This window comes from Polluticoccus soli (genome assembly GCF_029269745.1).
In the GTDB taxonomy this organism is placed as follows: Bacteria; Bacteroidota; Bacteroidia; order Chitinophagales; family Chitinophagaceae; genus Polluticoccus; species Polluticoccus soli.
In genome coordinates, this window is record NZ_JARJHT010000001.1 from 713296 (window position 1) to 730623 (window position 17328).

Here is a 17328-nt window from a genome sequence, read left to right on the forward strand (position 1 = left end):
CATATTAAACGAACTCAAACTACTTTTAACCATTCATAAAACAAATAAATTATTGTATATTTGTAGTAGTAAAAAACATAAACCCAATGCCTGTCATCACGAGCAGCAGCCGCTCAACAGAAGTCATTGCTCATCGCGAGGGAACCCACTTAGCGTGGGATCCCTCGCGGCATCTTTATCGCAGGAATTAACTGTGGTAACTCGGGATGACAGGAAAGGAAAAACATCAAAAAACGACATACAAAAGCTAACAAATTAGAAGTAGAACTCAGTACCAGCGCAGCTTTCCGGGAGTAACAATCCGAAACCTTTGTAACAAAATGAAAAAACACCCAAAACGCCATGAAAAAACTAACAGATTCGCCCCCAAACCTGCACACAGACTATCACAAGGAGCGTAACATTATTGCAAACCCAGTGTGGTAAAATGTTACGGGTATCAGCTTCGCCTTTTTACAGACCAGCAGCAAATTGTTCCCTGCTGTTTGTTTCCCGGCACTCAATCCTGCAACAAACGCAACAAAAAACAACAGACATGAACCCAGCCCTCAATTACAAACCCTTGCTACTCAATCAATGGGAACCTAACCATCACGACCGTGAGAACAAAAGACCAAATTCATGACAAAAACGGCAACAAAAGCCATCAACGAATATGCAAAATTACAATAACACCGATAGCAAGCGTTTCCGCTTACCTTTGCGCCACAATCGGTTACCACACATGCGTATTAATGTACTTCTGTTCAGCCTTTTAGTCATTTTTGCTTCTTCCTGCCGCGAATCGCGCATACACGAGCAAGACGACTGGGGCAAACATTTTGAAAAATATGGTATCAAGAATGGCTGCTTCATATTGCGCGACAATAACCACGAGGCAGTTTATTTCTATAATAAAGACCGTTGCCTGCAGCGCTTCTGCCCGGCTTCAACTTTCAAAATATTCAACTCACTGGTAGCGCTGGAAACAGCAACCGCGCCAGACGAGCAAATGATCATAAAATGGGACAGCGTAGTGCGCCCCGTGGCCGAATGGAACCACGACATGAACATGAGGGAAGCGTTCAAAGTGAGCAACGTAGGCTATTTCCAGGAGATCGCCCGCCGCATTGGACCAAACTTCATGCAGCACTACCTGGATTCTACCAACTATGGCAATAAACGCATGGGCGGTGCCATAGACCAGTTCTGGCTGAACGATACGTTGCAAATATCTGCCGACGAGCAGGTAGGTTTCGTAAAAAGACTTTATTTCAACGAACTGCCTTTCTCGGAAAGGACACAGCGCATTGTACGCAGCATGATGCTGCAGGAGGAAACACCCAACTACAAACTATACTACAAAACAGGCTGGGCCAAGCTGCCGAACAAACAGGTTCTTTGGGTTGTAGGTTATATCGAGAAGCTGGAAAGAATGAAGGAGCACGAAAAATCGATGAACAAAAGCGACCAGCGCCTGTATCCTTACTTCTTCGCACAGAATTTTGAACTGGCCCCTAACGATACTACCAAGGACTGGTACAATGTCCGGATAAACCTACTCAAGGATGTACTCACGGACTTCGGAGCGATAAAGAAATAAAAAAAGGCTGCTTAGAACAGCCTTTTTAGTACGTTATATACTACCTGGGGTTTGCCCAAAGTATAGAAGTGTAACACAGGTGCGTTATTCTTCAGCAGGTCGCGGCACTGCTCCAACAGCCAATCCTCACCTACACGGTCGCAATCTTCCGGCGTCTTGGCTTTCATCATTTCATTATAGAGTTCCACGGGCACCTCTACATTGAAAATGCTAGGTATCATGTTCAACTGGCGCTTGTTGGTCAGCGGCTTCAGCCCCGGCAGCACAGGCACTTCCAGGCCGTGCTCTTTACAGCGGCTCACGAAATTGTAATAGTGCTGGTTATTGAAGAACATCTGCGTTGTGATGTAATCTGCGCCCAGGTCTACTTTGCGCTTCAGGTACATAATATCCGTATCCAGATTGGGCGCCTCAAAATGCTTTTCGGGATAGCCGGCAACGCCGATACAGAAATCAGTCTTTACGCCGTCCATAATGTCTTCTTCAAGATAATGGCCATTGTTCAGCCCAATGATCTGTTTTACCAGGTCATCGGCATAACGGTGGCCACTCGGGTGCGGGGTAAAGAATTTTTCATTGGCCGCAGCATCTCCGCGCAGGGCCAGTACATTCTTAACACCTAAAAAGTGAAGGTCGATAAGCGCATTCTCAGTTTCTTCTTTGCTAAAGCCGCCGCAGATAAGGTGTGGGATAGCCTCTACCTTATACTTATTCATGATGGCAGCGCAGATACCTACTGTGCCCGGACGCTTCCTTATCTCTACTCTTTCAAAACTGCCATCGTTGCGTTTTTTGTAAACCTGCTCAGCACGGTGGTAGGTTACATTAACAAACGCGGGCTTAAACTCCATCAGCGGATCAAGATGATTGTATATCGAGTCGATGCTCTTCCCTTTGGTAGGAGGAAGAATTTCCAACGATACTATAGGTCCTTTTGCTTCAGCTAAATATTGGGTGACTTTCATAAGAATGTGCAAAAATATATATTCTGCATATAGTTTACAGGGAATTTAAGCCTGCATGATAACTAGTTAGGAAAGCAGGGGAATTGACTATTTTTGCCCAAAACCGGCAGCTTGAACCTCAGGATACACACCAAAGGCCTTTTTAAACGATACAGGAACCGAACTGTTGTCAACAACGTTTCTTTCGAAGTAAACCAGGGAGAGATCGTTGGTTTGCTGGGACCTAACGGCGCAGGAAAGACCACGTCATTCTATATGGTGGTAGGCCTGGTGAAGCCCGATGAAGGCGAAGTATTCCTGAACGACGAGAATATCACCAAACTCCCTATGTACAAACGCGCGCAGATGGGTATCGGCTACCTGCCGCAGGAAGCTTCGGTTTTCCGCAAACTATCGGTGGAGGACAATATTGCAGCCGTGCTAGAGATGACGAAGTTGACTAAGGCCGAGCAGAAGGAAAAGCTGGAGTCATTATTGGAAGAATTCCGTCTGACACACGTACGCAAAAGCCCCGGTGATGTATTGAGTGGTGGTGAACGCCGGCGTACCGAGATAGCCCGCGCGTTGGCGGTAGACCCAAAATTCATCCTATTAGATGAGCCCTTTGCTGGGATTGACCCCATTGCTGTAGAAGATATCCAGGCGATCGTATCGCGATTGAAATATAAAAATATCGGCATCCTCATTACCGATCACAACGTACAGGAAACCCTGTCAATAACCGACCGCGCCTACCTGCTATTTGAAGGCAAGATCCTTAAAGCTGGTGTAGCTGAAGAACTGGCGGCCGATGAACAGGTAAGAAAAGTGTATCTTGGCCAGCATTTTGAGCTGAAAAGGAAGGATTATACACCCGGCAGATAAAACATAGCAAGACAGGAACAGATTTTATATATTTAACGTAGGAGCAGACTTTAAGAGATGAGTATTATTAGCCCGGCACTGAAAGGATTTATGAAATTGCGTCACAGCGCGATCGACAACTTCATGCTTAATCCCGTGGACACCCAGCTGCAGGTTTTTAACGACCTGGTAGGTTCCGCGCAGTTCACCGAGTATGGCAAACAGTACGGATTTGAAAAGATCAATACTGTTGCCGACTTCAGAAAACATGTACCGATAAATGATTATGACACGCTCAAGCCATATATCGAACGTATATTAGAAGGCGAACAGAAGATCTTATGGCCTTCTCCTATCAGCTGGTTTGCCAAATCGAGCGGCACTACAAGCGACAAGAGTAAATTCATCCCGGTAAGTAAAGAGTCGCTGGATGACAACCATTACAAAGCCGGAAAAGATGTACTTGCATTGTACCTGCGCCAGTTCCCAGATTCAAAAGTGCTGTCGGGTAAATGCCTCGTAATTGGTGGCAGCCACCAGATCAACCAGCTTAATGCAGATTCATTTTTTGGCGATCTGTCGGCCGTAATGCTGCAAAACATGCCGTACTACAGCCACGTAATGCGTACACCCGACCTTTCTATTGCCCTTATGGACGAATGGGAGCAGAAGATCGAAATGATGGCGCATACCACGATCCATGAGAACGTAACTTACATAGCAGGCGTACCTACATGGACCATCGTACTCTTTAAAAGAATACTCGAAATATCTGGAGCCAAGAACATTCACGAAGTTTGGCCCAACCTGGAACTGTATATACACGGCGGTGTCAGCTTCACGCCATATCGTGAGCAATTCAGGCAGTTCGTTCCTACTGGCAACATGCACTACCTCGAAACCTACAACGCATCTGAAGGTTTCTTTGCGGCACAGGATGAGCTGGACAGCCAGGACGGTATGTTATTGTTCCTGAACCACGGCATATTCTATGAGTTTATGCCGATAGAAGAATATGGTAAAGAGCAGCCACAAACACTCGGCCTTGCCGAAGTAGAACTCAATAAAAACTACGCCCTGATCATAAGCACTAACGGCGGCCTGTGGAGATATCTTGTAGGCGATACTATACAATTCACATCGCTTAATCCATTCCGGATCAGAGTTTCGGGGAGGCTGAAACACTTCATCAATGCATTTGGCGAAGAGGTAATAGTAGACAATTCTGATCACGCAATAGCGGAAGCCTGTAAAATAACCGGCGCTGTCGTAAACGATTATTCTGCTGCACCGGTATATATGACCGGCGAAAGCAATGGTGCACACGAATGGATCATAGAATTTGAAAGCCTGCCCTGCCCACTTGAGCAGTTTACCGAAGCGATGGACAAAGCGCTTCAAAAAGTCAACTCAGACTACGAAGCTAAAAGGCATAAGAATATTGCATTGAGAATGCCCATCGTTCACGTAATGCCTAAAAACGGCTTTAATCACTGGCTGAAAGACAAAGGCAAGCTAGGTGGACAGCATAAGGTACCACGTCTCTCGAATGAGCGCAAGTACCTGGAAGAAATGATGCCTTATACAAAGCAATAATTCCTAGCGTTTCCTTTTCTTCTGACTAACTGGCTGTTGTCTTACAACAGGCGCGACTTTTGCGGTACGTATGGGGAACTCAAACGCCCTTATTGCCGCCGATAGACGAGCTAGCACTGCGCTGTTGCGAAGATATAAGACGAATAGTGGGAACAGTTTGAACATGCCCCTCTTTGTCGTATTACCCAAGTCTACCCATGGCACTAGCGCTCCAAGCAGCGGCATTCCAAAATAGATGACGATCATACCATATATTGCAATCCTGGCTTCGGTATTGAACGATCTGATAAAAATGAGGTCAGATATTAATACAAGCAGAAACATGTAGATGAAGTATCCGTACAAACCGATATGCTGCCCACCAAAAAGTATGGTGTTGTTTATGCCTTTGATACGCTCGAAGAAAACAGGAATACGGTCGGCTGAAATGGCCATTTGCTGTTGAGCGTCGAAGGCTACCGGCATATAGTGTTTAATGAACACCCCCATCCATATATAATAGAACGCAAATGGGATAATCATGAACATGCCGATCATACCCAATTGCTTGCCGTAGCTCACACTATTTTTCCTAAACAGGTAAACCAACAGCGGGCAAACCATTCCAACGAAGAGAATCGTTTCGCTGCGTATGAATGTTGCAAAGCCAAACATCAACACGGCAAAGAAGAAGTGCCCCATCCGACCCGACTCTGTATATTGAGCCAAATAATAATAACCTGCAAAAAGCATTATAGCATTGCTATAATCATACAGGATCACATAAGTATATCCATATGGATCAGGCAAGGCTATAAAAAACAATAGCACCAGACCCGCAATGACTGGATGCAGTTTGTTGCGCAGAAGAAGATATAACCAAGTCAAGAAATTGAGGATAACGATACTCAACCATACCTGTCCAAACGGGTAGACTAACAGCTTGTAAATTATCTGAAGATTCAAGACATAGGGAGGCTTCAGGTGATTATTCGTGCTTTCCAGGTTTACAGAAAAGATCGAGTTGATCATCGTATGCTCGCGCACAGTATATTCTGCCATAGCCTCTGCACCAGAAAGGATATCACGGGCATTGGGAGGGTAATAAAAACAACGCCATAGACTAGGTATCATTAGCCCGATAAAAAGAATAATGAAAAACAACTCGTATATGGGCGGCCACTTAAATTTCATGGCACGCAAAGCCGAAAAATCATACCTCCTCCATGGAGGGAAAAAGAACAATACCGTCGTGATACCGAGCGCCAGGGCAACAGATGCAGCAGTAATCGGAATAAACATCATTTGCAATAACAACGGGACTACAGAAAACACCATTACGCCGCAGATATTGGAAACCAGGAATAGTTCCAGGGGCCGATGTTTAATATTGAACATGCTAACCAACCCGCGGCCAGTCAAAAATTGAGCAACAATCAAAAAGGTCAATCCAAAAATGTTCATGAGATACTTATTGGGCTGAATTAGTTTTATACAATTGCAATATTTCCTTTATCCCTTCCTGGTTCTTTACTCTGGCAATGTTCAGCGTCCCCCTGCTGTCAAAAACCAACGCCAGGTTTGCCTTGAGTACATCTGTGCTGATAGGCTGTACAGATTTAAGGCCAGTATAATAATAAAAAACGATCGGCTCCGGGAACGTCACATCGATCCCAAAACGTTTCACATAATCCTTTGGCGGAAGAAGAACGATAGGCTCTTCTTTCATATTCCACGATTTGATCATTTTTTGAACTGCCAGTGAGGCATTGTATGGCGCCCCAAGCCTATATACCCGACGCTCTTCCAGCGACATCATATCCATTTCATCGTGGATCTTGTCTGTAAAGTTGAGTACGCGATCGTTTAACCAGGTCTTATTACCCGGCATATTGAAAAAGATCAATACGGAGAAAAGGCTTAGCAGCAGCAAGAGCAGTTGTCTAGGATTCACGTTACGCTTTGAAAAATAAAAATAGTAAAAAACGCGCTTTAATCAATGCCAGCGCGGTTATTGGCCCGCCGATTCCTCTTTAAATTGTTCATTCAACTCTTCGATGAATGAAAGCATTTCTTTGCGTCCATGAAACTTTTCAGCGCTGGTAACAAAGGTTCGCGGAATGAACTCCCATTCTTTCTTCATTTCCGTGACAAAGGTGCGTACATTTTTAGCCACTTCGCGCTGGGTGCTTTTATCAGCCTTTGTAAATGCCAGATTGAAAGGCACCCCCCATTCGCCCAATTTGCGTAAGAATTCAAGGTCTATCTGTTGCGGATCGTGGCGGCTGTCCAGCAGCACAAATACGGTCATCAGGTTTTCCCGTTGTTTCAGATAGTTCTCGATCATTTTGCTCCAGCTGGCACGTTGAGTCTGCGACACCTTTGCATAACCATACCCCGGAAGATCCACCAGGTACCAGTCGTCGTTGATGATAAAATGGTTGATCAATTGGGTTTTCCCCGGGCTGCCGGAGGTTTTGGCCAGTTTTGAGTGGTTGGTGAGCATATTGATAAGTGAGGATTTTCCCACATTTGATCTGCCGATAAATGCGTATTCAGGTTTATCGGGCTTAGGACAACCTTCCACTTTAGGACTACTTATCAAATATTTAGCCGAACGTATTTCCATTAATTAGCTTGGTGTACTTTTGCAGCAATGCAGTTAGACGATCAATCAAATCCGGCAGCAAAGATACTTCCGGATGCCCAGTCAAATTTAAGTAAGAAAGAACAAGTTGCTGAAATGTTCAACAACATTGCCAGCAAATACGATTTTCTGAATCATTTTCTTTCGATGGGTATTGATCGCGGCTGGCGGAAAAAGGCCATTGCAGAGATAGCTCAGATACGCCCCAAACACATATTAGATGTTGCTACAGGTACAGGAGACCTTGCCATAGCTGCATCTAAGATCGGCCCGCAAAAAATAACAGGTATCGATATTGCGGAACAGATGCTCGAGGTCGGCCGGAAGAAGATCGCAGAAAAGAACCTGGATAAGATCATCCAACTGCAAAAAGGCGATAGCGAGGCGTTGCCTTTCAGCACCGACGGTTTTGACGCCGTCATTTGCGCCTACGGCGTGCGTAATTTCGAGCATCTGGAAGTCGGACTAGCTGAAATGAGCCGCGTAATGCGCCCGGGTGGCAAACTGGCGATACTTGAATTCTCCAAGCCCAAGACCTTCCCGGTAAAACAATTATTCAGCTTTTATTTCAAATACATACTGCCAGCTCTGGGCAAAATGGTATCCAAACATAGCCGGGCGTACACTTACCTCAATGAATCAGCCATGGCATTCCCGGAAGGCAAAGTGTTTTGCCAGACGCTGGAACGATGTGGGTTTAAAAACGCAAAAGCGCGGCCACTCACTTTAGGAATAACCACGCTATATACCGCTACTAAATAGCTTTTATTATTTCATTACCAACTGCACCGTGTGCCTCGTTTTCTGCTCCAGCAGAATATAGCGGCTCTTTGTCAGATCAAATATGATCTCAGGAGTATGATGTCGGATGGTCAGCAGCTCAACATTCTCATTGCTCAGTACATCATAGTGCTCGCTTAGCGCCTCTATTAGCTTACGTGCATTGTCTTCTTTATTATCGATACAAGCTACAAAGCTGATAGCAGCATTCTGAATAAGATTGACCTTAACTTTCAAACCGTGGATGATGCGATATAGTTCGCTCAGGTTATCTTCTGTGATGAACGAGAAGTCCTTAGTAGTAACCTGCAGTAGTATCTGGTTTTTCTTCAGTACGATCAGCGGCGGATAGAAAATGCTGTTCACTTCATTTTTTATCACCGTGCCTTTCAGATTCTTATCGAGGAAGCATTTTACATACAACGGAATACCGTTGTTCTGCAAAGGCTTGATGGTTTTCGGGTGTATCACCTGTGCGCCGTAGAATGCCATCTCGATCACTTCGTGATAAGTGATGGCTTCTATCTTCACGGTATTGGGGAACAGTTTAGGATCGGCATTTTGTAAGCCTTCTACGTCTTTCCATATAGTAACACCTTCACCTTTCAGCATCGCAGCCAACATTGCAGCCGTATAGTCAGAACCTTCACGACCAAGCGTTACCGATGCGTTATCAGCAGTAGACCCGATAAAACCTTGGGTGATCACATTCTTGCCTGCCTTCAGAAGCTCCCCAATCACTTGCTCGGCCTGTTTTTGCGAATAGCCCCAGTCAACCCTTGCATCGCGGTAGGTATCATCTGTGCGGATTACGTCGCGAACATCAACCCACTCAAAATTTTGTCCTTGTTGTTGCAGATAGAAAGCAAATATGCGGGTGGATAAAAGCTCACCAATACCCACTATCTGGTCGTAGCTGTAATCATATTTATCAGCGGTAGCCTCGTCAATTGCCCATTGCAACTCTGTAAAGAAAACATTTAGTGCCTTTGCTGCATCTGCATACACCTGATCGTTCAATAACGCCTTAGCATAATCCAGGTGATCAAGCTCCAGTACATGGGCCAATTCATGAGCTTGCTGTTTTCGGTCGCCACAAGCTGCAGCTACAATAGCTTCCAGCGCATTCGTCGTTTTACCCAGCGCTGATACTACCATGATCAGCGATTCTTTATTACCCTCAATGATGGGCATCAAAGCTTGTAGGCGGTCGGGCGTTGCGATAGACGCACCACCAAATTTGTAAACCTGCATTTTTCTGCTTGTGTGTTTATTACTGATTTGAATATTGAAGTTGAAGTTGCGACAGAGCTTTGTCGAGCTTGCCGATAACGACGTCGATATCTTCTTTGCGGCATGTGCCTACGCTCAGCCTGTACCATGGCGACTGCCTGTTGGCACCGAATGCATAGAAAGGCACTACTGCAAACCCAGCTTCGCTCAACAAATATTGAGTCACCTGCGCCTGGTCTTCAAGCACTTTGCCATTAAAACTGCTACCAGTCAAATCGATTTTGATGGTCAGGTAGAGACCAGCTTGTGGTGTCACAGCATCTACAGGATAACCTTTTTCTTTCAGCTTCACGAAGCCATCGTATATCCTGTTGAGGCGTTCGCTCAACTCGGCGCCGAGGTTTGACAAGTATTTGTTCACTGCTTCGGTTTGCACGAGATAGTGTGCGGTAGCCAGTTGCTCAGCCATAGGAGCCCAGGCACCTATATGGCTCAGCAAGGCTTTGATCTTGGCGATCACTTTAGCGGGACCAAGGGACCAACCTACACGGACACCTGTTGCAGCAAAAGCCTTAGAGATACCATCTACAAAAATCGTATACTCTTTCATTGCCGGCCTGAGCGATACAGGATTGTAATGCACAGTTTCGCCGTAGGTAAGCGTAAAGTACATCTGGTCGAACATTACGTACAGCTTCTTCTCATTGTCGCCACGCGATGCATTTTCTGCAATCACCATATCGCACATCTGTTCCAGCTCTTCCTTGTTCATTGTAGTTCCGGTAGGATTCTGCGGTGTGCACAAACACAATAGCGTGGCACCTTTGATATGCGGCTTGATATCCGAAGCCAGCGGCATAAAGTTGTTTTGAGGTAGTGCTTCTATTACGCAATGCTCGCCACCATTCATGTGTACATAATGGTTGTTGTTCCATGACGGCACGGCATAGATCACTTTATCTCCTTTATCGACGAGCGTTTTGAATATCGAATAGATAAGAGGACGACCACCGCTGGCGATCTGTATCTCATCGATACCGTATTCGATTCCCTCATGCTCCCTGATGAAAGCGCTAACAGCGTTCCTGAGCTCCAGCAAACCATCGCCGGGAGGATAGTTGGTATGCTTGTCGCGATAAGCCTTAACGATCTCTTCTTCCAGCTCGGCAGGTATCGGGAATATCTGCGGATCGAAATCACCAATGGTGTAGTTATAGATCTGCTCACCACTACGTATGCGGGCGCTGATCTCGTTACCAAGCTTTACAATTTCAGATCCTATCAGGCTCTCGGCCAGTTCGCTTAATCGGCTCATGCTGTTGTTTAAGTTTCCTGAATCAAAAAAAGCTTACCATTCCATGGTAAGCTTTTGAGTATTTGCATATCTACATAACAATCAATGCCTACCTGTTGGGTAAGTGTTTCTTAGACTTATGTAGCTTTCGTGTCATTTTGTGGCGCAAAAGTAGGAAAGTTTCCTTTATGACCAAAAAAACTATTCAAACAGCTCTGCCAACGATCGCGGGCGCCTGTTGACATGCCACTGGTAGCGGCTCAGCTTCATATTGGGCAGATCGGCCTGGTTGAGAGGGGTCATTTTCTGTTTTACGTCCTGCTCAAAAATTATCTTATATATCCCCTGGTCACGGAACAGAATACGCATACGCTCACTGGAAGCCTCATTTACACCAATATAAGCACCATTATCATCTTTTGCATAATAAATGGCCTGCGCGTCAGGGCGCACTAACATATCAGTAATGGTATTATTCTTCAGGTTACCTGTAAGCGTTTTTCCCTGCACCTGGTCCCAAAGCTCGGCCCGTGGCGGACCTGACTGCGAGATCATGAATGCGTTATTGGGCACATATATCTTTCGCAGTTCGCTGCTATCCATGTACAGCAAAATGGTATCACCTGTTATCTGGCTATTACGCGACCACGCAATAGGATCTATCATCATGCGGACGATAGAGTCTACTGTCGAATAGCTGATGCTATCACAAACTCCCTGGAGTGAATCTGAGAATATCTTGACGTGGTGGTAACCAATGAAATATCGTGGATCAGACGAGTCTGCATCTGTGGTGTCTGCAATATATTCGACCACCTTTTTAGCGTTCTTGCCCTTTCCTACTATGCGCGTGACGGGGATACTGTCGCGCTGTTTATTCACTGCCGCTGAGAATAATGTGTCGGCTCTAATAAATATGCTATCCTTTCCATTGATCTGCTTAAGCACAGGCTTGATAGTGGCAAGTACTGTCTTTTTTTTCTCGTTGTAATCCGACCGTCCGCTGTATAGCGTCGTTTTCTTGATAGTATCCAACGAGATCACATTTCCAATAGCTACGCCGATACCTGTCGTCCGGTCGTAGTCGAGTATATCGGATTCGATATACTGTTCTTTATTCCATACAGAAGACCGGCTGATAAAATGCGCGATCTTATTCTTGCTATCATAAGTACCATCACTAGTCTGTAATATCGAACTATCGCTGGTCACTACAGATGGTGAATAAAAGGTCACCAGTTTTGTTTCAGTGTTATACCCTAGGTCCTCAGACACAACATGATACTCCGGATCAGTGACAATAACCTCACCAGTAAAGCGTGCGTTCTTCGAGCGCATGTCGTAAACACCGGCATTGCTGGACAGAGTGGTTGTTTCGTTTTGAACTGTACCGCCCTGGTTATACACCCCAATTTTAGTACCTGTATTATATTCCACTTCTTCCGACCACAGGTTGCTTTGCCCGTCAGTAAGCATTACGTTGCCTTTCATATAGGCCAACTTAGTATTGCCCAGGTAGCGCATATAATCACTCGTAGCCTCAGAACCGGGCTGCACAACGCGCACGTTCCCAAAAGCCTCCACAGTATTACGATCAAGAAAGAAATAGGCGCTATCGCAATACATCATGTTCTCTCCCTGCTTCAGTATTACATTGCCTATCAGCTTATTGACAGCGCCGGAGTCGGTTTGCACATACTGTAGCCTCCCGGTGCCGGGCATTACTTCAATAGGCACTTTACCCGCAGTATCGGTACGGTTTTGCGCAAAAGACCATTGTGACAGGAGAATTCCTGCAAGTGAGAGACAGAAAATAAATAAACGGCTAAGGTGCAAAGCAAGACGACTGTTTAGTGAGTGTCTTTATATTTCTTGCCAAAGATAGTTACGTTTATGTAACGCGATGGATGCGCGTTAATATCTGCCATGAGGAAATTCAGGGTTTTTATCGCCTCGGTCAGGTTGTTATAGAGCTGTTTGTCGTTAACCAACATACCGAGCGAACCCTGGTTCTCGTTCACCTTATTTACCACTCCCTGCAGTTGGGCAATGGTATGGTTCAGATCCTTGATGGTTTGATTGATCGGTGCTTTGGAGAACTGATCCATCGTGGTATTGGCATTGCGGATCATCTGGTTGATCTGTTCATTGTTGCTAGCAAGGTTACCCGTAAAGCTGTTGGTATTGCGGATAATTGATGCCAGATGAGCGCTTTCCCGGTTTAGCTTGTCAGACAATTGCGAAAAATTTCTCATTGTTACATCCAGCGATGCCACGCTATTGGTCAGGCGTTGGCGGGTAACCGGGTTCAACATATCGTTAAAACCTATTACAACGGTATCAAGTACTGCTACCACATGACGAACGTCCTTGATAAGCGGGGCTATCTCGACCGAGATATTATCTAGCATTCCACCTTCAACCGAGCCTGGTATCGTTGCCTCGTCCTCCAATTCTGTTGTACTGGCCCCCATGTTCAAACGTATTACCTTGGTGCCAAGAAGGTCGGCTGTAGTTAACGTGGCCGAAGATCCCTGTACTACCTTGATCTTTTTACTAACGGCTAGCATCACCTTTACTTTACCACCACCATTCAGCTCGATCTTTGAAACGCGCCCCACGCTCAGGCCTTTTACCTGCACGCTTGCGGAGGGCTGTAATCCCTGGACATCATCGTAGTACACGTAATATTCATTCTCACCGGAAAACAGGTTGGCGCCTTTCAGGAAGTAAAACCCAGCAAAAAATATCAGTAGGGATACAGCGACCAGCAATCCAATCCTGGCTTCTTTAGAAAATTTCATACAACTGAAATGGTATCGTTAATTAGCAAAAGTAATAAAAACAGGCTCAATGGATATTTTATTACGATTCGTCAAATTAAAGCCTTTAAACAACCATGCCCAAAAACAAAAAATCCGCCGTAACCAGCGGATTTTTTGTTGAGTATTTTCAGATTAGAAATCAGTACCAAACGATACATAGACGATCGGCTTCGGATTTCCTTCAATGTTCCAGGCAAAGTCAGTCCTGACGAAATAGCCAAATAGCGTCGTCCGTAACCCTAAACCATAACCTACCCCAAGCCCACCCGTCTGATCTTCAATACTAAGTGCTACGTTGGCATTGGTTAAGAAGATATTATTGTGCAATGCGTCCGCATTAGGAAATAATCCACTCCACGCCGAACCTGCATCCATGAATGCAATAGCCTGCATGTTGCGCAGTACAGTGGACTGAACCGGACGTTTCAGGAAAGTCGTCAAAACCGGTAGCCTGAACTCACTGTTCAGCACTGCGTAAGTATTACCGTTGCGCGCGTTCTGCAGGTATCCGCGGAGGCTTGTTGCAAGTGCCTGGAAAGCATAGTTCTCAGTTGGCCGTACTGGCACGTAACCGCTGTATTGGGGCATCAGCCAGTTATCAACCCCACCAAGAAAGTAGAGGATTTTCTGGTTACCGCCAGAGTGCGCTCCAGCTAGCCTATTGGCCCAAATGAAGTTTTTGAACAACTTCTGGTAATGACGGAAGTCGATACCAAGGTTGTAAAAGCCGCCATTACCATCATTCAGTTTATACAAGTATTCTGCAAAGAACTTATAGCGGAATCCGTTGTAAATATTAATCAAAGGCCTTGATGCGTTGTCAAATACGTATTCCACTTTACCCATGGTCCAGTACAATCGTGGTGTAACCGGATCTACAAACAAGCCCACGTCGTCCTGGGCTTTCACCGTGAGTTGGTCTTGTCTCAATCCCAGGTGGAATTTTACACTACGCACCCTATCGAGCGGATAGCTTACTGAACCCTGTAATAGATTAGTAGCGCGCTTCAGTAAGACCGGTACCATCATCGGAGGCGACAAACTGTCGATCTGTATTGCTACTTCTTCGTTTGCCACATTGGTAGATCTCAAAAACAAAATGCTTTTATCCAACCGGTTCTTAAAATTCTCATACTGGAAAAACCAGGTCATTCCCGAGAAATTGATAGGCAGTCGGATACCACCTGTGAATTTGTGATCCTCCATCAGGTCGTCGAGGCTAACCGTGAGCATACCTCCCAGTGGTGGATTCATATAACGTCCACTGGACTGCGCGACTGACTGGTATCTTGTGAACAACACACTATTATCGAGTCGCACTGAAAAGAAGTCTGGTTTGAAGCTCAACCTATAAGGCTGAGGCTTCATTTTAATATACGTACTATCAACGCGAACAAGGATGCTGTCATTTACCCCGGCCGTATCCGGAACATCGAGATCCATTTGCGGCACCGGAGTTGTATCTATAGCCGCAATCGGATCCATCACTACCTTGACCTCGGTTGCAGTATCGGTTTTCGTTTCTGCAGGTGTTTCCGGAAACTCTGACTGAAATACATTGCCGCTCTTTAGTATAGGTTCAGCTGGCGCAGGTGGTATATAGACGTTTCCATCTGACGTGCGGTACGAAGGCTTCCTGCCACCCTTCGTAAGCTCAGTAGTGCCGAGGATGGTTGGTTGCAGGTTTTTGGGTTCGATATTAACACCGGGTATTTGTAGTTCGCGGAAATATACCTTGTATTTATCACCCACCTGCAGCACATCAGCCACCTGATTGCTGGCCGGATTGTATTGATGGCTTATAACGTTTTGTGTATAGTTGGTAACGGGTACCGAGTAAAAAGAGTCCTGGTTCTTTCTATTACGACCCAGCAACACCACAAACTTGTTTTGTATCCCGTTGGCATCGTACAGGTAAGCATAATTATCGCTACCGTATTGGATTGGTTGTGTGATTTCACCATGCGTCACGTCAGACATCTGAAACAGCTCGCGGCGCTGTGTCTTAGTGTTGTAAAAGAACACGTTCATCGGCCCAACCGGAAGCTCATTCACCCCTAGAGGAACAACCAGGTTAGGCTCTGGCCTGTTGGAAAGGAACAAGATACCTTTTCTTGAACCACCACTTACAAACCAGGGCTGTACATCATCCCAGGCATCATTAGTGATATTCTTCATTTTAGACCCTCTTATCGTAAACTCGTACAGATCGGTCTGGCTCTTTTTCATAGCAGAGAATACCAGCTTTGTATCATCTTCCATGAAGGTCATACCTAACACGCGGTCGAAACGATTGGCAGGGATCACATAGGTTTCGATCTTTGCTTTCAGAGAGTTATATATCCTCAACCGCGTTTGCCTCCCCTTCCTGTACAATATTGCCAGCTTTAAGCCATTGTTCGACCATGTCATTAAAGGATAATCCGGATCAGGAACTTCATTGTAGTCAGTTCGACCACCGGTAAGTAATACAGAACGTTCCTGCTGATCTTTTGTCTTTTGCTGGTATATAGTGTACTCGCCGTTCTTCCAGGCAATATACGCAACATCATTACCGCGGGGAGAGACCTTTATGTTCCTGATAACTGTGCTGTTCGTTGGCACATCTATCTCAATAAGCGCAAGTGAACTGTCAGGCGCTTCCTTATTAGTTGCTTCCAGCGCATATATATTGTGATAAAAGGCCATTACTGAATCGTAGGCAACCTTTACCTTTTGTCCCAGGCTCATTTTGATACCCATACCCAGGCTACTTTTCAGCTGCATGTTGTACAGGAGATTTTTCATATCGCTATCGCCATACCTGTCCGATACGTATTTCCAGAAAGCCTTTCCCGCTAATTCAGGGTTGATCTCAGACAACTCATGAAATCCTTTGTTAGGATGGGCATCCATAAGGTTCTTCCAGTCAGAATTGGTTTCTGTATCCCACCCATCTACTAAATATCCCAGGAAACCGTTGATGGTCCAGTTAGGCAAATTGGTTAGTACGGCATTTTTCACCATCTCACGGAAGCTATCACCAAACAACATACGCTCCATAACCACACGTGACATGCCTGCGCGTGTTTGCCTGCGCAGATCAAGGTGTTCGCCTGTGAAGTAAACAATCAACTTATCGCCCACCAGGTTTACAGTACCACCTGGTACATTCAATATTTGTGATTCGTTTTTGCGGCCGATATTGGTCTGGCGATAGTCGTCGTACGAATTATAAACTATGATCTTGAATTTGCGCGGGAATTGGCCCCCTATCTTTTCTTCCACGACCTTGATATCATTCTCTACCTGTTCTGACACGTAACGCGCCAGTTGCCGACCGGCATTGTCGTAGTGGTATATGCGGAAATGCTCTGTTTCAAAAAACTTCCAGTCGAATTTGCGGTATTGTACCCTGTTCTGTCCAAAGGTTTCAAGATTGGCCTGCGCATGCACCCTGATGCTCGAAATCGTGATCAGAAAAACCATTACCCACATTGCAGAAGCAACGACTGGTCTAGGGCTGTTATTCATAATATTCATGCTATTAAATCGACCTTCGTCATAAGTAACTTCAAACCTGCTTAAGTAGTAAGTTTGCATAC

13 protein-coding genes are annotated in these 17328 nt (G+C 45.4%); 4 read left to right on the forward strand and 9 right to left on the reverse strand.

Going from position 1 to position 17328, the window contains the following annotated elements:
* The first annotated feature begins 724 nt into the window (after positions 1-724).
* Entirely contained in the window at positions 725-1582 is an 858-nt protein-coding gene (locus tag P2W83_RS03350) for a penicillin-binding transpeptidase domain-containing protein (RefSeq protein WP_276132276.1), read from the forward strand.
* An 11-nt stretch (positions 1583-1593) separates the two neighbouring features.
* On the opposite strand, the gene P2W83_RS03355 is transcribed toward P2W83_RS03350, so the two are convergent.
* The gene (locus tag P2W83_RS03355; protein WP_276132277.1) at positions 1594-2547 is read right to left on the reverse strand and encodes a methylenetetrahydrofolate reductase; all 954 of its coding nucleotides are present in this window, start codon (positions 2545-2547) and stop codon (positions 1594-1596) included.
* Positions 2548-2658: 111 nt separating this feature from the next.
* Here P2W83_RS03355 and lptB point away from each other — a divergent pair, with 111 nt between their 5' ends.
* Together lptB and P2W83_RS03365 are read left to right on the forward strand one after the other, a co-directional pair.
* Positions 2659-3411, forward strand: a complete 753-nt coding sequence (lptB, locus tag P2W83_RS03360; RefSeq protein ID WP_276132278.1) for an LPS export ABC transporter ATP-binding protein — start codon at positions 2659-2661, stop codon at positions 3409-3411.
* Between the two features lie 57 nt (positions 3412-3468).
* Positions 3469-4986, forward strand: a complete 1518-nt coding sequence (locus P2W83_RS03365; protein ID WP_276132279.1) for a GH3 auxin-responsive promoter family protein — start codon at positions 3469-3471, stop codon at positions 4984-4986.
* Positions 4987-4989: 3 nt separating this feature from the next.
* Here P2W83_RS03365 and P2W83_RS03370 read toward each other — a convergent pair whose 3' ends face one another.
* The 3 genes from P2W83_RS03370 to yihA are packed head-to-tail and all read right to left on the reverse strand — an operon-like array spanning position 4990 to position 7594.
* Positions 4990-6429 carry a hypothetical protein gene (locus P2W83_RS03370; protein WP_276132280.1) on the reverse strand — a complete coding sequence of 480 codons (1440 nt, stop codon included), beginning with the start codon at positions 6427-6429 and terminating at the stop codon, positions 4990-4992.
* 7 nt (positions 6430-6436) lie between these two features.
* A complete protein-coding gene (locus tag P2W83_RS03375) occupies positions 6437-6919 on the reverse strand; it encodes a hypothetical protein (RefSeq protein WP_276132281.1) in 483 nt (160 codons plus the stop codon).
* A gap of 57 nt (positions 6920-6976) precedes the next feature.
* Complete coding sequence (yihA, locus tag P2W83_RS03380; RefSeq protein WP_276132282.1) at positions 6977-7594, reverse strand: ribosome biogenesis GTP-binding protein YihA/YsxC; 618 nt, start codon at positions 7592-7594, stop codon at positions 6977-6979.
* Between the two features lie 27 nt (positions 7595-7621).
* Here yihA and ubiE point away from each other — a divergent pair, with 27 nt between their 5' ends.
* Positions 7622-8374, forward strand: a complete 753-nt coding sequence (gene ubiE, locus P2W83_RS03385; RefSeq protein WP_276132283.1) for a bifunctional demethylmenaquinone methyltransferase/2-methoxy-6-polyprenyl-1,4-benzoquinol methylase UbiE — start codon at positions 7622-7624, stop codon at positions 8372-8374.
* 6 nt (positions 8375-8380) lie between these two features.
* On the opposite strand, the gene P2W83_RS03390 is transcribed toward ubiE, so the two are convergent.
* The 5 genes from P2W83_RS03390 to P2W83_RS03410 all read right to left on the reverse strand — a co-directional run bounded on the left by P2W83_RS03390 (position 8381) and on the right by P2W83_RS03410 (position 17326).
* Complete coding sequence (locus P2W83_RS03390; protein WP_276132284.1) at positions 8381-9646, reverse strand: aspartate kinase; 1266 nt, start codon at positions 9644-9646, stop codon at positions 8381-8383.
* A gap of 19 nt (positions 9647-9665) precedes the next feature.
* A complete protein-coding gene (locus tag P2W83_RS03395) occupies positions 9666-10940 on the reverse strand; it encodes a pyridoxal phosphate-dependent aminotransferase (protein ID WP_276132285.1) in 1275 nt (424 codons plus the stop codon).
* 180 nt (positions 10941-11120) lie between these two features.
* The gene (locus tag P2W83_RS03400) at positions 11121-12755 is read right to left on the reverse strand and encodes an OstA-like protein (RefSeq protein ID WP_276132286.1); all 1635 of its coding nucleotides are present in this window, start codon (positions 12753-12755) and stop codon (positions 11121-11123) included.
* A 14-nt stretch (positions 12756-12769) separates the two neighbouring features.
* A complete protein-coding gene (locus P2W83_RS03405) occupies positions 12770-13723 on the reverse strand; it encodes an MlaD family protein (protein ID WP_276132287.1) in 954 nt (317 codons plus the stop codon).
* Between the two features lie 153 nt (positions 13724-13876).
* The gene (locus P2W83_RS03410) at positions 13877-17326 is read right to left on the reverse strand and encodes a BamA/TamA family outer membrane protein (protein ID WP_276132288.1); all 3450 of its coding nucleotides are present in this window, start codon (positions 17324-17326) and stop codon (positions 13877-13879) included.
* Positions 17327-17328 lie beyond the last annotated feature (2 nt).

Coding starts and splice junctions, on each gene's coding strand:
- P2W83_RS03350 (WP_276132276.1), top strand. CDS start 725: ATGCGTATTAATGTACTTCTGTTCAGCCTTTTAGTCATTTTTGCTTCT.
- P2W83_RS03355 (WP_276132277.1), bottom strand. CDS start 2,547: ATGAAAGTCACCCAATATTTAGCTGAAGCAAAAGGACCTATAGTATCG.
- P2W83_RS03365 (WP_276132279.1), top strand. CDS start 3,469: ATGAGTATTATTAGCCCGGCACTGAAAGGATTTATGAAATTGCGTCAC.
- P2W83_RS03370 (WP_276132280.1), bottom strand. CDS start 6,429: ATGAACATTTTTGGATTGACCTTTTTGATTGTTGCTCAATTTTTGACT.
- yihA (WP_276132282.1), bottom strand. CDS start 7,594: ATGGAAATACGTTCGGCTAAATATTTGATAAGTAGTCCTAAAGTGGAA.
- ubiE (WP_276132283.1), top strand. CDS start 7,622: ATGCAGTTAGACGATCAATCAAATCCGGCAGCAAAGATACTTCCGGAT.
- P2W83_RS03390 (WP_276132284.1), bottom strand. CDS start 9,646: ATGCAGGTTTACAAATTTGGTGGTGCGTCTATCGCAACGCCCGACCGC.
- P2W83_RS03395 (WP_276132285.1), bottom strand. CDS start 10,940: ATGAGCCGATTAAGCGAACTGGCCGAGAGCCTGATAGGATCTGAAATT.
- P2W83_RS03405 (WP_276132287.1), bottom strand. CDS start 13,723: ATGAAATTTTCTAAAGAAGCCAGGATTGGATTGCTGGTCGCTGTATCC.
- P2W83_RS03410 (WP_276132288.1), bottom strand. CDS start 17,326: ATGCAAACTTACTACTTAAGCAGGTTTGAAGTTACTTATGACGAAGGT.